This window comes from Streptomyces sp. NPDC006140 (assembly GCF_040628815.1).
GTDB lineage: Bacteria > Actinomycetota > Actinomycetes > Streptomycetales > Streptomycetaceae > Streptomyces.
Window position 1 is genome coordinate 242984 of the sequence record NZ_JBEXTS010000010.1, and the last position, 13514, is coordinate 256497.

The 13514-nt window shown below is 72.6% G+C and carries 15 protein-coding genes; 6 read left to right on the forward strand and 9 right to left on the reverse strand.

Translation table 11 applies throughout. The annotated features are described in order from the left end of the window. Positions 1–424 precede the first annotated feature (424 nt). Positions 425–1111 (forward strand): DUF461 domain-containing protein, encoded by a 687-nt coding sequence (locus ABZ386_RS25695; RefSeq protein WP_351338374.1) that lies wholly within the window; start codon positions 425–427, stop codon positions 1109–1111. A gap of 84 nt (positions 1112–1195) precedes the next feature. On the opposite strand, the gene ABZ386_RS25700 is transcribed toward ABZ386_RS25695, so the two are convergent. Continuing rightward, positions 1196–1876 carry a response regulator transcription factor gene (locus ABZ386_RS25700; RefSeq protein ID WP_004929857.1) on the reverse strand — a complete coding sequence of 227 codons (681 nt, stop codon included), beginning with the start codon at positions 1874–1876 and terminating at the stop codon, positions 1196–1198. After that, positions 1873–3165: an ATP-binding protein gene (locus ABZ386_RS25705; RefSeq protein ID WP_114253818.1), complete on the reverse strand. Its 1293-nt coding sequence runs from the start codon at positions 3163–3165 to the stop codon at positions 1873–1875. The genes ABZ386_RS25700 and ABZ386_RS25705 overlap by 4 nt, the downstream gene beginning before the upstream one ends. Before the next feature lie 245 nt (positions 3166–3410). Between ABZ386_RS25705 and phoU the strand changes: the two genes are divergently transcribed. The 3 genes from phoU (at position 3411) to ABZ386_RS25720 (ending at position 4826) form a co-directional block, all read left to right on the forward strand. After that, positions 3411–4112 carry a phosphate signaling complex protein PhoU gene (gene phoU / locus ABZ386_RS25710; protein WP_114253819.1) on the forward strand — a complete coding sequence of 234 codons (702 nt, stop codon included), beginning with the start codon at positions 3411–3413 and terminating at the stop codon, positions 4110–4112. Positions 4113–4246: 134 nt separating this feature from the next. Then, positions 4247–4402 carry a hypothetical protein gene (locus ABZ386_RS25715; protein ID WP_198678207.1) on the forward strand — a complete coding sequence of 52 codons (156 nt, stop codon included), beginning with the start codon at positions 4247–4249 and terminating at the stop codon, positions 4400–4402. Positions 4403–4574: 172 nt separating this feature from the next. Next, the gene (locus tag ABZ386_RS25720; protein ID WP_351338368.1) at positions 4575–4826 is read left to right on the forward strand and encodes an SCO4226 family nickel-binding protein; all 252 of its coding nucleotides are present in this window, start codon (positions 4575–4577) and stop codon (positions 4824–4826) included. 82 nt (positions 4827–4908) lie between these two features. Here the strand turns inward: ABZ386_RS25720 and ABZ386_RS25725 are convergent, their stop codons facing one another. The 7 genes from ABZ386_RS25725 to ABZ386_RS25755 all read right to left on the reverse strand — a co-directional run bounded on the left by ABZ386_RS25725 (position 4909) and on the right by ABZ386_RS25755 (position 10961). After that, positions 4909–5469 (reverse strand): DinB family protein, encoded by a 561-nt coding sequence (locus ABZ386_RS25725; protein WP_351339084.1) that lies wholly within the window; start codon positions 5467–5469, stop codon positions 4909–4911. A gap of 303 nt (positions 5470–5772) precedes the next feature. Next, positions 5773–6570, reverse strand: coding sequence for a DUF6008 family protein (locus ABZ386_RS25730; RefSeq protein ID WP_358965969.1), 798 nt, complete (start codon positions 6568–6570; stop codon positions 5773–5775). Positions 6571–6624: 54 nt separating this feature from the next. Then, on the reverse strand, positions 6625–7476 hold the full coding sequence (locus tag ABZ386_RS25735) for a cupin domain-containing protein (RefSeq protein ID WP_355713998.1): 852 nt from the start codon (positions 7474–7476) through the stop codon (positions 6625–6627). Continuing rightward, on the reverse strand, positions 7466–7894 hold the full coding sequence (locus tag ABZ386_RS25740) for a DUF6187 family protein (protein ID WP_351338361.1): 429 nt from the start codon (positions 7892–7894) through the stop codon (positions 7466–7468). The genes ABZ386_RS25735 and ABZ386_RS25740 overlap by 11 nt, the downstream gene beginning before the upstream one ends. Continuing rightward, positions 7887–9161, reverse strand: coding sequence for an NAD(P)-binding domain-containing protein (locus tag ABZ386_RS25745; RefSeq protein ID WP_351338359.1), 1275 nt, complete (start codon positions 9159–9161; stop codon positions 7887–7889). The genes ABZ386_RS25740 and ABZ386_RS25745 overlap by 8 nt, the downstream gene beginning before the upstream one ends. Beyond that, on the reverse strand, positions 9158–10423 hold the full coding sequence (locus ABZ386_RS25750; protein WP_351338357.1) for an MFS transporter: 1266 nt from the start codon (positions 10421–10423) through the stop codon (positions 9158–9160). Before ABZ386_RS25750 ends, ABZ386_RS25745 begins: the two co-directional genes overlap by 4 nt. Further along, positions 10416–10961 carry a DUF6423 family protein gene (locus ABZ386_RS25755; protein WP_351338355.1) on the reverse strand — a complete coding sequence of 182 codons (546 nt, stop codon included), beginning with the start codon at positions 10959–10961 and terminating at the stop codon, positions 10416–10418. Before ABZ386_RS25755 ends, ABZ386_RS25750 begins: the two co-directional genes overlap by 8 nt. Before the next feature lie 226 nt (positions 10962–11187). Between ABZ386_RS25755 and ABZ386_RS25760 the strand changes: the two genes are divergently transcribed. Together ABZ386_RS25760 and ABZ386_RS25765 are read left to right on the forward strand one after the other, a co-directional pair. Further along, on the forward strand, positions 11188–12387 hold the full coding sequence (locus tag ABZ386_RS25760; protein ID WP_356500398.1) for an insulinase family protein: 1200 nt from the start codon (positions 11188–11190) through the stop codon (positions 12385–12387). Continuing rightward, a complete protein-coding gene (locus ABZ386_RS25765) occupies positions 12384–13514 on the forward strand; it encodes an insulinase family protein (RefSeq protein WP_358965971.1) in 1131 nt (376 codons plus the stop codon). The genes ABZ386_RS25760 and ABZ386_RS25765 overlap by 4 nt, the downstream gene beginning before the upstream one ends.

A 13514-nucleotide genomic window follows, 5' to 3' on the forward strand; every position in this document is an offset into this window, starting at 1 on the left:
CGTACGTTACACGCATCCGGAGCCCCCTCCAGACGGCCGAACATCCCCATATGTCCGGTTCCATGTGATCGACTTCCGCTACTCCGTTCGGCGGCCCGGGCGGGGTTCCGGTCGAATCAGGAATTGATCACGACGCCTCCGGGGCGGACCGGCCGATGATCAATTCCCAGGTGGTCCGCGCATTCCTTCACAGAAAATACGCCCTGCCGTCCGACGTTCTTATGTGAATGCCGGACGAGCACTCCGGCAATGTGACCTAGGAGTCACTTGTGGCAGACGAGGCTGTCGTGACGCATGCGGGATCGGGGGTGCCGGGGGGTCGGGTGCGGCCGTGCGGGAACGGCTCGGTAACCTGAGGCCTGCTGACAGACACTTAGGGCGGCTTTATCGGCCGCTCCGTTCGAGTCAAGGAGTTGCCGCCGCCGTGAGCAGCAGCCTTCGACGCGGCGCCCTCGCCGCTGCCGCCATCGCGTTCTCGATCGCCTCGCTCGCCGCGTGCGGAGCCGGCAACAACGCCCAGACCCTGGAGATCAAGCCGGACAACGCGGCGACGAGCGTCGGCGACATCAAGATCCAGAACGCGATCGTGATCACGCAGCCCGACCTCGAGTCGACCGGTCCGGCCGCGATCTCCGCGACCTTCTTCAACTCCGGCCGCACCGCCGAGACGCTGGAGTCCATCACCCTCCCGGGCACCGGCAAGACCGCCGAGCTCAAGCCCGCCAAGGGCGGCAGCCTCACCATCCCGGCCGGCGGCTCGCTGGTCCTGGGCGGCAAGGACAACGCCACGGCGATGCTGCCGAGCAGCCGCGAGGCCGTGCGGGACGGCAACGCCCAGAAGGTCACCTTCACCTTCAGCAAGACCGGTGACGTGACCCTGCGCGCGTTCGTCGTCCCGGCCGAGCACTACTTCAAGGAGTGGGGCCCGACCGAGGTCCCGGCCGCGCCGGGCGCCTCGGCGTCCCCGTCCGGTTCGCCGTCGGGCAGCCCCTCGGGTTCGCCGGCCGGCACCGAGAGCCCCGCCGCGGGCGAGACGCCGGGCGGCCACGAGTCGCCGGCCGCGCCGACCGACGCGGCCTCCGCGAGCGCGACGGGCGGCGCCGGGCACTGAGCCCCGCGGCACCCCGGTCATAGCGACGAAAGGGCGGGACCTCTCCGAGGAGAGGTCCCGCCCTTTCGTGGTGCCGGGGCCGGTCTACGGCTCGAACTTGTAGCCCAGGCCGCGGACCGTGACCAGGTAGCGCGGGGCGCCCGGGTCCGGCTCGATCTTGGCGCGCAGGCGCTTGACGTGGACGTCGAGGGTCTTGGTGTCACCGACGTAGTCGGCGCCCCAGACGCGGTCGATGAGCTGCATGCGGGTCAGCACGCGGCCGGCGTTGCGCAGCAGCATCTCCAGCAGGTCGAACTCCTTCAGCGGCAGGTCGACCTTGGTGCCGCCGACCGTGACCACGTGCCGGTCGACGTCCATGCGGACCGGCCCGGCCTCCAGCGCGGCCGGGGTCACCTCCTCCGGCTCGCCTCTGCGGCGCAGCACGGCGCGGATGCGGGCGACCAGCTCCCGCGAGGAGAACGGCTTGGTGACGTAGTCGTCGGCTCCTATCTCCAGCCCGACGACCTTGTCGATCTCGCTGTCCTTGGCGGTCACCATGATGACGGGGACGTTGGAGCGGCCGCGCAGCTGGCGGCACACCTCGGTGCCCGGCAGGCCGGGCAGCATCAGGTCGAGGAGGACGAGGTCGGCGCCGTTGCGCTCGAACTCGTCGAGTCCGTCGGGCCCGGTGGTCGCGACGGCGACCTCGAAGCCCTCTTTGCGGAGCATGTACGACAGGGCGTCGGAGAAGGACTCCTCGTCCTCGACGACGAGCACACGGGTCACGGAAGGACCTCCGGGGCAGGAAGCGTTTCGTACGCGGTTGATTCAGGGGATGTGGGAGTGGACCGCCCGGCCTCTTCGTCGAGGCCCGCGCCTCCTGCGCGTTCTGATCGGGCGGGCTGCTGATGTGCGCGGTCGCGGGCCGCACCGGCCTCCGGCAGCCGCAGGGTGAAGGTGGAGCCCTGGCCTTCGGCGCTCCACACCGTGACCTCCCCGCCGTGCGAGGCGGCCACGTGCTTGACGATCGCCAGCCCCAGGCCCGTACCACCCGTGGCACGGGAGCGGGCCGGGTCGACGCGGTAGAAGCGCTCGAAGATGCGCTCCTTGTCCTTGTCGGAGATGCCGATGCCCTGGTCGGTGACGGCGATCTCGATGTGGTCCCCGCCGGGTGCGTTCACCCTGCGGGCCGCTATGCCGACGCGGGTGCGGGCGGGCGAGTAGTTGACCGCGTTCTCGACGAGGTTGCCGAGGGCGGCGGCGAGCTGGCCGCGGTTTCCCCACACGTGCAGGTCGGCGGTGCCGCCCGCGGCCATGGTGATCTGCTTGGTGCCGGCCTGGTGCCGGCAGCGGTCGACGGCCTCGGCGACGAGCTCGTCGACCCGGACGGGCTCGGCGTCCTCCAGGGGGTCGTCGTTCTGCACCCGCGACAGGTCGATGAGCTCCTGGACCAGGCTGGTGAGCCGGGTCGCCTCGATCTGCATGCGTCCGGCGAACCGCTCGACGGCCTCGGGGTCGTCGGAGGCGTCCATGACGGCCTCGGAGAGCAGGGAGAGCGCGCCGACGGGCGTCTTCAGCTCATGGCTCACGTTGGCGACGAAGTCGCGCCGGACCGCCTCGATGCGGCGGGCCTCGGTCAGGTCCTCGACGAGCAGCAGCACCAGCCGGGAGCCGAGCGGCGCGACCCGCGCGGAGACGGCCAGGGCCTCTCCGCGTCCGGTCCCGCGCCGCGGCAGGTCCAGCTCGACCTGGCGTATCTCCCCGTCGCGCCGGGTGTCCCGGGCCATCTGCAGCATCGGCTCGACGGCGAGCTTGCCGCCGCGCACCAGGCCGAGGGCGTACGCCGCCGAGCTGGCCTTGACCACGCCGTCCGCCTCGTCGAGTACGACGGCGGAGGACCTGAGGACCGACAGGACGGTGTCCACGCCCGGCGGGAGCACCGCGTCCGTGTGCAGGGAGCTGCGGGTCGGGCGCTTCTGTTCGCGCTCGCTCCAGCGGAACGCCAGCATGGCGATGACGCCGGTGAGTACCCCGGCGATCGCTGCCGCTGCGGCGACCGCCGCGTTCACGTCCATGCACCCAGGTTAGGCATGGGTCGGGCACCGGCCACAGCCGTCGGGCTGCCGACTCGAACACTCGTCGCCCAGAGTTCACCTTGGAGCCAGTATTGGTTCATTTGGGATGCCGGAAACAGACGCGTACAGGCCGGAACGTGGGAGCGTGGGGTGCGGACCGTTGGTTATAAGACGGTCGTACCGCCGGTTTGTCGGTGGGCCCCGGCCCTTGGACCACCGACTTCGAGCGCACGAGAGGGAACCTGATGCGGGACGCGTACCACGAGGAACTGGATTCGATCGGCGACGGTCTGGTGGAGATGGCCCGGCTGGTCGGGTCGGCGATCGGGCGCGCCACGACCGCCATGCTCGACTCCGACCTGAAGCTGGCCGAGAACGTCATCGAGGCCGACCAGAAGGTCGACGAGCTGCAGCACGACCTGGAGGCCCGGGCGATAGCCCTGCTGGCGCGGCAGCAGCCGGTCGCGACGGACCTGCGCATCGTCGTCACCTCGCTGCGGATGTCCGCCGACCTGGAGCGCTCGGGTGACCTCGCCCAGCACGTGGCGAAGCTCGCGCGCCTGCGCTACCCGGATCGCGCCGTCCCGAGCGACCTGCACGCCACCATCCTCGAGATGGGCCAGCTCGCCCAGCGCCTGATGGCCAAGGCCGCCGAGGTGATCATCACCAAGGACGTCGACCTGGCGCTCCAGCTGGAGCAGGACGACGACGAGATGGACCTGCTGCACCGCACGCTCTTCCAGCACCTGATGGACGACCGCTGGAAGCACGGCATCGAGACGGCCGTGGACGTCACGCTGCTCGGCCGCTACTACGAGCGGTTCGCCGACCACGCGGTGTCCGTCGCCAAGCGCGTGGTGTACCTGGTGACGGGTGAGCACGCGGACGAGCTCCAGACGGACGCGCAGCCGGAGATCCAGGCGGTTCCGGGGGCGGAGAGCGCCTGACCTTCCGTCCCGCCAAGGGCGTGAAAGGGCCGGGCGGGGATCGGCCGGGGCGCGCGGGCGCCTCTGTGCGCCGTTGATGCGCCCAGCGGAACGGGCGTCCAATGGGCACAGGCACCAGCCTCGAGGAGGGACCCATGGCCGAATCCCCCAGCATCACGCCCGACCCCACGCAGCAGCGCGAGACCGAGCAGCCCGCCGAGATCAGGAACCTGCCCCTGGTCGCCGCGTGCGGCTGCGGCTCGGGCTGCGGCTGCGGGTGCCAGTCGGGCAGCCCCTGCCAGTGCGGCTGACGCCGGCACGTTGTCCGTACGACCTTCAGGGCCCCGGCGGTTCGCCGGGGCCCTGCGGCGTTGAGGTCGCCCGCGGGGCCGTACGGGCGGACCATGGAAGGGACGGGGCGGTGGGACGGGGGCGATGGGCGGAGTGCCGTCCGAGTGCCGTACCGGGAAGGAGGCACGGGCCATGGCCAAGTTCATGGATGTCCACCACAGCATGAAGGGCATCACGGAGGAGCAGCTGCGCGAGGCCCACGACGCGGACCTCGCGATAGAGAAGGAGGAGAGCGTCCACTTCGAGAGGGCGTGGGCCGACCCGGAGTCCGGTGTCGTCTACTGCCTCTCCGAAGCACCCTCGGCCGAAGCGGTCCAGCGCATCCACGAGCGGGCCGGGCACAAGGCGGACGAGATCCATCCGGTGCCGTTGTCGGTCCAGTGAGCCGGAGGTGAGGGCGCGGACCGGGCTCCCGGGGTGGGCGCGTCGGTGCGTCCGGTGGGCGCGTCGGCGCGTCGGCGCGTGATCACTGGCCTACGCGGCCGTCGATCCGTTCGCGCAGGAGGTCGGCGTGGCCGCAGTGGCGGGCGTACTCGGCGATCTGCGCCACGAGGACATCGCGCAGCTGGAGCCGCCCGCCGGGTTCCGCGCCGAGGTCGGAGTAGCCGGCGTTGCAGGTGCCGAGGTCGGTGACGCCCGCGAGGTAGCGGTCGCTGCGTTCCACCTCGGTCCGCCACTGCCGCCAGGCCTCGTCCACGATCGCCTGGTCGGCGACCGCGCCGTTGAAGTCGCCGTCGCGGTCCTCGTCCGTGCGGTACAGCTTCGGCGCGTCCTCGCCGGCCATCACCCGGCGGAAGTGCCGCTCCCCCTCGGTCAGGTGCCGCACCAGCCCGAGCAGGGACATCGTGGACGGCGGTGCGGACCGCCGGGCCATCTGCTCGGCGTCCAGACCCGCGCACTTCATTTCCAGGGTGAGCCGGTAGGAGCGCAGGTAGTCGAGCAGGATGCCGCGCTCGTCGAGGGACTCGCCGTCGGGCCCGCGGGGGTCGCCGGTCTCGCGGGGGTCGTCGTCCGGGTCGACCCACATGTCGGGGTAGACGGACGACTTGGTCCACCGAGCCGCGGCTTCTTCGCCGGCGGACTCGTCTTCTTCACTGGTGGTGTGCTCGCCCGAGACCATGCGGGCATCGTGGACCGGGCGGTGGTGGGCCCGCCACCGAATATCGGGCCGCTGGGCGGGCTCAGGCGTATCCCATGGCCGGGAGGCACGGACTCGTCGAACGTGCAGGCGACGAGTTCCGTCCACAGCCCGCGGGCAGCCGCGGCAACGACCGCGACAACCGCGCGGCCGTACGGGCGCGGATGCACCCGTGAGCGGTCCCGCCCGAACCTACGAGGCGCGTTCCGCGAGTACGGTCTCCGGCTCTGGCGGCGCGGACTCCGGTCCGGGAGGCGGACTGCCGGCGGTGGCCTCCGCCCCCTCCCCCGCCCCGGCACCGCGCCGCTCGCGCCACAGGTGATGGAGCGCGACGGCGAGAATGGCCGTGCCGACCAGGTTGGCCACGAAATGCCACCAGACGCGGTAGGTCGTGAGCGCCGTGCCCGGGGGGATGGCTCCGAACCAGGTGGAGAGACCGATCGCACGACTGGCGCCCCACGCCACGGAAAGGGTCAGTGCGACGTGTTCGAGACCGTGAACGCCCTGCATCCAGACGCCCATTTTGGCCCACTTGCGGGACTTGAGCCCCGGCACCGCCCGCTTGGTGATCAGCATGATGCCGACCAGTCCGGCGAGGAACACGAAGTTGCCCGTGAGGTGCAGGATCTCCATGCCCAGCGCGGGCTTGGACGGGTCCACCCGGCCCATGCCACGGGCCAGACTGTCCCCCCAGGGCGTCATCCACGCGGGAGCGTCGGGGTGCGCTATCCAGTAGGCCGCCTGGGCGACATGCTCCTGCAGGTGCCCGATCTGGCCGATGACACCCAGGCCGATCACCGCGACCGCGGTCCGGTACAGCCAGGGCCGTAACGGTCCTCTGTTCGCCCAGGCCAGGACGGCCACGGCCAGCCACATCGCGACGCACCACGTGATCAGGAATGCGGCTCCCGCGACGTCCAGGGCGCCGGCCACGGCACCCGTGCCGTCCGCGGTTCCGTGGGTGTGCGGCACATGCGAGGAGTGGTCCATGTGGCTCCCTTGTCAGCCGTTCGGTTCGCGTACGCCACTCGGATTCCGTCGGGGTCAGCGAGAGGGCGGGTGCGCTCCGCCGGGGTGCGCGGGGTGCCGCAGGAGTTCCGCGATCCGCTCCGCCAGGTCGGCCGCCGCTTCCCGGGCGAGCGGGGGAGGCCCGGGCGCCGGCAGCAGCCGGTCGCCCAGCAACTCCTCCAGCGCGTCACCGAGTTGGGCGAGCACCGCGTCCACGAGGGTGTCCGGCAGGACCTGGTAGGTGATGTGCGTGGACCCCTCCTCGCCCGCCGTGGCGGCGTGCACCCAGCCGACGGGAATGTAGAGCACGTCGCCGGGCGTCAGCGTGACCCTGGCGGTCGGCCGGCCCAGGTTCTCCGGGTCGACCCGGGAAGGCGCCGCACCCTCGCGCGCCCACAACGACCACGTCTTGCGCCCGTCCAGCTGGAGCAGGAAGTTGTCCTCACCGTCGGCGTGCGGCACCAGGCCCGAGTGGCCCGCTCCGGTCCGGAAGACGTGCGCCTCCACCTCGCAGCCGAAGTCCTCGGTCAGCTGCCCGCACAGTTCCCGCACGGCGGGCACCCAGTGCTCGGCGTTGGCCAGCACGACCGTCGCGCCCGCGTCCAGGAGCCGGCGCACCTTCTCCTCGTCCACCAGGTCCGCCACCGGCTGCCCGGCGATGGTGCGGGCATGAGTGAATTCCGCGGGATGGTGCAGGCGGCCCGCCGTGGAGATGCTGACGCGGTCGGCGCGCACCCCCTGGCCGAGCAGCGCGTCCACCTGCGCCGGCGGCAGCCGCCCCGGCGCGTCGGCTTCGGCGCAGCGGCCGAGGGCGTGCCCGCGCCGCCAGTGGTGCGCCAGGAAGTCCGGTGGCAGTCCCCACGCGGTGAAGAGCTTTTCAGAGGTCACGGGTCACCTCGTCCAGCTCCTCGCGCCGGAACCAGGCGACGGCCAGGCAGGCGAGCACGGTCGGGGCCCCGCCCTCGCCCAGCGCCCGTACCGCCGTCGCGTGCGCGCGGGCCCACGCCTCGCGCGGCGCGCCCGACCGCGGCACGCCGTCGTCGGCTGCGGCCAGCGCCGCCCGGTGCTCGTGCCACTGCGCCGCCCCCGCCGCGACGGCCTGCTCGAACGGGACGCGCACCGCGCCCTGATGCCACGCCTCGTCCACCAACAGCAGTGCCCTGCCGGGGTGTGCGGTCAGCGCGGCGGTACCCAGTACGGCCAGCAGCCTGCGGGCATCCAGCCCCATCAGCACCACTCCCGCCTCGGCCACCGGATCGGCGTCCAGGGCCGGCAGGTCGAACGTCGTGTACGGCTGCTCAAGCATGGACGCGCTCCGTTCCGCCTGCCGCCACCTGGGCCAGGATGCTCCCGGCGACGCGGGACACGCCCACGCGGTGGCCGTCGATGTTGCGCGCGGCCGGTCCGAGCACCATGCACGCCGCCGCGCCGAGGGCGTGCACGCGCGGTGCCGCGCGGTAGGCGAGGGTCGCCTCGTCGAGGTCGGGCCACCCGTCGCGCAGCCGGACCACGTCCGCGGGCAGCAGGCCGCCGCCGACGTTCGGTTTCGTGCCGAGGGCCAGGACGACGCGGTCGCCCGCCAGGGCCGTGCCGTCGGCCAGCTCCACACCGCCGGCACGCAGCCCGGCCACGTCGACACCCCGGTGCACGAGCAGCCGCCCCTCGGCTTCCGCCGCCTGGAGCCCGGGCCGGAACTCGAACATCACCGACGCGACCCGGTGCTGCCGCATCATCTCCAGCCGGTCCTCCCAACTGGTGCCGTGGAACCGCGCTCGGCCCTCGGCGCGGAAGAACGAGGCGTTGACGTCCGCGCACTGGTAGTGCTCGGTCTGCCTGCGCAGCACCCAGTGCACGCGGCCACCGGCGGCGAGGCTGTCGGTCACGACATGCGCGCCACTGAGCCCCGCGCCCACCACGACGGTGGTGCCGGCGGCCGGTGTCGGCTCGTCCCAGTAGTGAACGCGCTCGGGCAGCGGGCCCGGCCACTCGGCACGCTCCTCGCCCGTGCACAGCACGACCGAGGAGGCCGTGACATCGCCGAGCGTCGTGCGCACCACGACCTGGTGGTCACCGGGCAGCACCTCCAGCACGTCGCCCTGCCACAGCCGGTCGGCGAGTCCGTGTACGGCGACCACGTGGTCCACGTACGCCTCGAACACGTCCAGCGGCACGACCGAGCGGTGCCCGGCCTGCGCCATCCGCACCTCGCGCCGCTCGACGTGGGTGAGCGATCCCCAGTGCAGGCGGGCGAAGTCCAGCAGCTCGCAGTCCCGATAGCCCTCCACACCGGGGTGGTGGTCGTAGGGGGAGCGCAGCGTGCGCTGGCCCAGGGTGTCGGCGCGCCGGAAGAACCGCCCGCCGATGCGGCCCTCGCGGTCCACGATGACGATGTCGCCCACACCGGCGTGCCACAGGGTCCCGGCCATGCTCAGAGCGGCGAGCCCGCCGCCGACCAGGACGACTTCGGCGCGGGCGGGCAGCGCGTCCGTGCGCGGCAGGGCCCGGGTGCCCGGGGTGAGGTCCCGGCCGCGTGGCGACTCCAGGACTTCGGGCGAGGGCAGGAAAACGGTCACGTCATCTCCGATGCGGCTGATGGCGGTTCGGCCGGGTGAGCAGCCGAACCGGACACGACGAGCAGGAAGACGAAGGGCAGCGCGAGCGCCGCGAGAACCAGCAGTACCGGGCGCGGGCCCGCCAGGTCGATCAGTACGCCCACACCGGCGATCGCGAGGAGACGGACGGTGGCCGTCACCGCGGTGCTCGCGGCGATCACCCGGCCCCGCACGGCGTCCGGCGTGATGCGCTGCCGTGTCGTGGCCACCACGATGAACGCCAGCGCCGACGCGCCGTCGAGGACCAGCACCGTCGCCGCGAGCCACAGCGGGGCGTCGAACAGGGCGAGCAGGCCGACCGCACCGCCGTTGACCGCGAGCACCGCGGCCAGCAGCAGCGGCCACCGCGCGGTGTCGCAGAACCGGGCCAGTACGAAGCTGCTCAGCAGACCGCCGAGGCCCGCCGCCGACACGACGAGCCCGGTCGTCAGCGGCTCGAGGCGCAGTTCCTCCTCGGCACGCACCAGCAACGGCAGCATCGCCGCCGCCGCGAGCAGGTGCATGTAGCAAGCGCCCGCCAGCAGGACACGCTGCGCACGGTCCCGCCGGACGAGCCGCAGCCCGGCCAGTACGGACTCGTCGGCCTCCGTTTCCCCTGGTGCGGGAACGTTCCTCGGCAGGCGTGCCAGCAGCAGGGCCGAGCCCACGAAGCTCGCCGCGTTGGCCGTGAACGCGACCATCGGCCCCAGCCACTGCAACAGCCAGCCGCCCGCGGCCGGTCCCGCCAGTGTCGCCGCGGCGTCCGAGCCCTCCACGTAGCCGTTGGCGCGCATGAGGTCCCGGCCGCCGACGAGGTTCGGCAGGTAGCTGCCGGCCGCCGTGTGGAACACCGCGTCGGCGACGCCGGTCACCAGCGCGAGCAGCACCAGCGGCACCGGCCGTGCCCCGCCGAGCACCACCTCGACGCCGATGGCGACGAAGGCGACCGCCCGGACGATGTCCGCGGCCACCATCAGGCCCCGGCGCTCCCGGCGGTCCACCAGGGCACCGATGTGCACCGCCGCCACCACCTGCGGCAGCTGAGCCGCCGCGCCGACGAGGCCGGCGGTGACCGCGGAGCCGGACGCCGCGAGCACGGCGAGCGGCAGGACGACGTCGGTGACACGGTCACCGAGAATGCTCAGGGCACGGGCAGCGACGAAGCAGTGCAGCAGTTTCCGCGTGGACGACGAGGGTGCCGACGGCTTCGGACCGCCGACACCCAACTGCGATGGCTCAGCCAATGAGCGTCACCGGGACGACGACCTCGATGACCGGCTTGGGCGGCATCCCGTTGGCGACGTACTCCTCGATGAGGCCATTGACCTTCTTCGGGCTCTCCGTCGGCGGGGGCTGGAACCGCGAGTGGGAGACCTTGCCGCGACGCGTGGCGCACTCGATGGTGAACATCTTGAGCACGGCCTCGCCGGGGCGGACTTCGCCGTCGTAGAACATGATCCGGCTCTGGTCCGGCGTCATGAACGTCTTGGCGAACTGACGGGACACGACCATCGCGTCCGCGTCGTTGACGAACCGGGTGCCTTCGCCGGCGGTCATCTGCCAGGTCAGCCACGGCGCGTCGGTCAGGTTGCTCTCGGACTTGATGACCTGCCAGCGACCCGCGTCGGGAAGCTCGAAGGACACCGCGATGTCGTGCTCCTTGGTGTCGATGGCGCCGGAGATCATCAGGACGCGGCGTTCGAGGTCCGCGCTGGCAGCCATCTGGATGTCCCGCGCCCGCACGCGGGTCTGTACGTCTAAGCCGGGAACGGAAAGCGTCATCCGAACTCCTTTGAGTCGAGCTCACGGGAACGGTGTGCGCGCCTGAGAACCGAACATCAGACCCGGCCGAAGCTACCGGGGGCCCCTACATCCATCAAGCAGTTGCCCTCGGGAAGAGAAAGCTTTCGGCTATGGCCGCCACGGCCTCGGCGCACTGGCCGTCAGGGCCTTCGCGCTCTGGCCCTCCCGGCGCCAAGTACCTAATGTGGGGCGGGTGTTGGAGCCGATGAGATCCGTCGAGTCCGGACTTCGCCTGCTTGCCCACACAGCGCCGGAGTCCCAGGTGGTGAGCGCGGCCCTCGCGGTGCGGGTCGGATCGCGCAGCGAGACGTCCCGGTGGTCCGGCCTGGCACATCTCGCCGAGCACGTGGCGTGCGGCGCGGACACCCCCGGCGCGCGTGCCCTGGCATCGGCCGGCGGCACCTGCAACGCCGTGACCCAACCGGATTTCACCGTTTACCACGGGTACGTCGCAGTGGAACACGGGGCGCTGCTCCTGGACCGGCTGCTGGAGGTCCTCACGGCCGCGGAGGTCACGGCGGAGCGCGTGCGCAACGAGGTCGCGATCGTGGCCGACGAACTGTCGGCCGCCGTCGACGGGGCGGTGATGGGCGGCTTTCCGTGGCTGTGGCTGCCCGCCGCGCTGTACGACGAACCGGAATTCGCGCACAACGGCTACGGCGACATGGCCTCGCTGCGCCGGGTGACACCAGAGGTGCTGGCCGGGTTCTTCGCCCGGCACTACGTCGCCGACAACGCCGTGCTCGCCGTGTGCGCCCCGGATCCCGTGTCGCTGCTGAAGCGCGTTCCCGAGGTGCGCCGCGGTACGCCTTCCGCCCGTCCCGACCGGTTGCCCGAGGTCACGCCCGGCCCGGCGACCGTGCTGGCCGCGCCCGAACAGCCGCACCAGGCGACGGCCGTGGCCTGGTCCCTGCCGCACTCGCCTCTCACGCCGGGCCACGTGCGGGCGTCGGTGCTGGCGGACGTGCTCGTGGGGCCGGACGACGGGGTGCTGGAGGACTCGCTGCCGCGGGCGCTGGAGCTGGCGGCCTACGTGGGGCCGTTCGCCGACCCGTGGGACGTGGCCGCGCCACTGCCCTTCGTGGTGGAGGTGCACCATGAGGCCGACGAGGACCCGCTGGGAGTGCCGGCGGCCGTCGTGGCCGTCCTCAAGGAGTGGGACGTGGGAGAGGACCTGGTCGTCGCGGCGGCGCGGCGGATGGGGACGGAACTGCGGCAGCGGCTGGCGGACCCCGTCACCCTGCCCGTGCTGTCGGTGGCCTCGGAGCTGGTGCACGGCGGGGTGGAGCGACTGGCCGACGCGCCTGGACGCCTGGCCGACGTGTCGCCCGCGCACCTGCGTGCCGTGGCCGGCGAACTGGTGGCCGCGCCGTATCGCGTCCTCACACGGGGACCACGCTCGTGACGGCCGTGCTGACGCGGCCGGACGCGCCCCTGGCCTGGCTGCGGGTCCGGTTGCGGGTCGAGGCGGACCCCGCCGGGCGCGTCGCGCTCGGGCGGGTGCTCGCCGAGGCGCTGCCCACGGCGCCGGCCGGCGGGACACCGCTGCACCGGCGGCTGGCGCTCCTGGGCGCCGTGGCGAGCGTGGAGGCGGACGGACATGGCGTGGTGGCGCACGTGGCCGCCGAGCCGGGCCGGTTCGCGGAAACCGTGGAAGCCGTGACGTCGGCGCTGCACGCCCCGCTTCCGGCCGGGCTCCTGGCCGAGGCACGGGCCGCCTCGGCGGCGGCGTGGCGTTGGGAGCGCGACGACAGCGAGGCGACGGCGGACCTGCTGGCGGACCTCGCCCTGCACACGCCGCCGTCGCAGTGGTCCGGGCTCCACGACGCGCTGCTCGCGGCGATGGCGGACCGGACGCCCTCGTTGTCCCGGCCGGCGTCGGCGGGCACCTTGTCCGCCGCGTACGTCGGCCCGCACCACGGAGCCGCCCTGCTGCACGGCTTGTCCTCCCGGGGCGCGGAACCCGCCCCGGACACCTCTCCCGTCTCCCGCGGACACTGGGACCTGGACGTGGTCAGCGACGGCAGCGCCCTCATCCGCCTGGGCTGGCGAGCGCCACGGCGCGACCATGAGGACTTCGCGGCACTCGCCGTCGCCGCCCGCGTCGTCGGTGGCCACCACCACGCGTGGCTCACCCGGGAGTTCCGCACCGAACGACGCTGGGCGTACTCGCCGTGGGCGCTGCTGCGCTCCGGACCGGGCCACGGCCTGTGGCAGGTGTCCCTGCGCGTTCCGCACGGCCATGTGGAGGAGGCCGCGGCCCGAGTCAGAGCCCTGGTCCGTTCGTGTCGCCCGACGGAGGCGGAGCACCACGCCGCCGTCGCCCACGCCCGCACCGAGATCCTGCGCCTGTGGTCCGCGGGTGAGACGGCGGTATCACTGCTGGGCTACTGGCAGGACCTCGGTCTGGACCCGCACGAGGAGAGGACGCGGTGGCTGGCCGCCCTGTCCGCCACCACCCGCGACACCGTCGCCGACGCCGCTTCCCGGTGGCTGGACACCGAGCCCCACATCACCGCGGTTCTCGGCTGA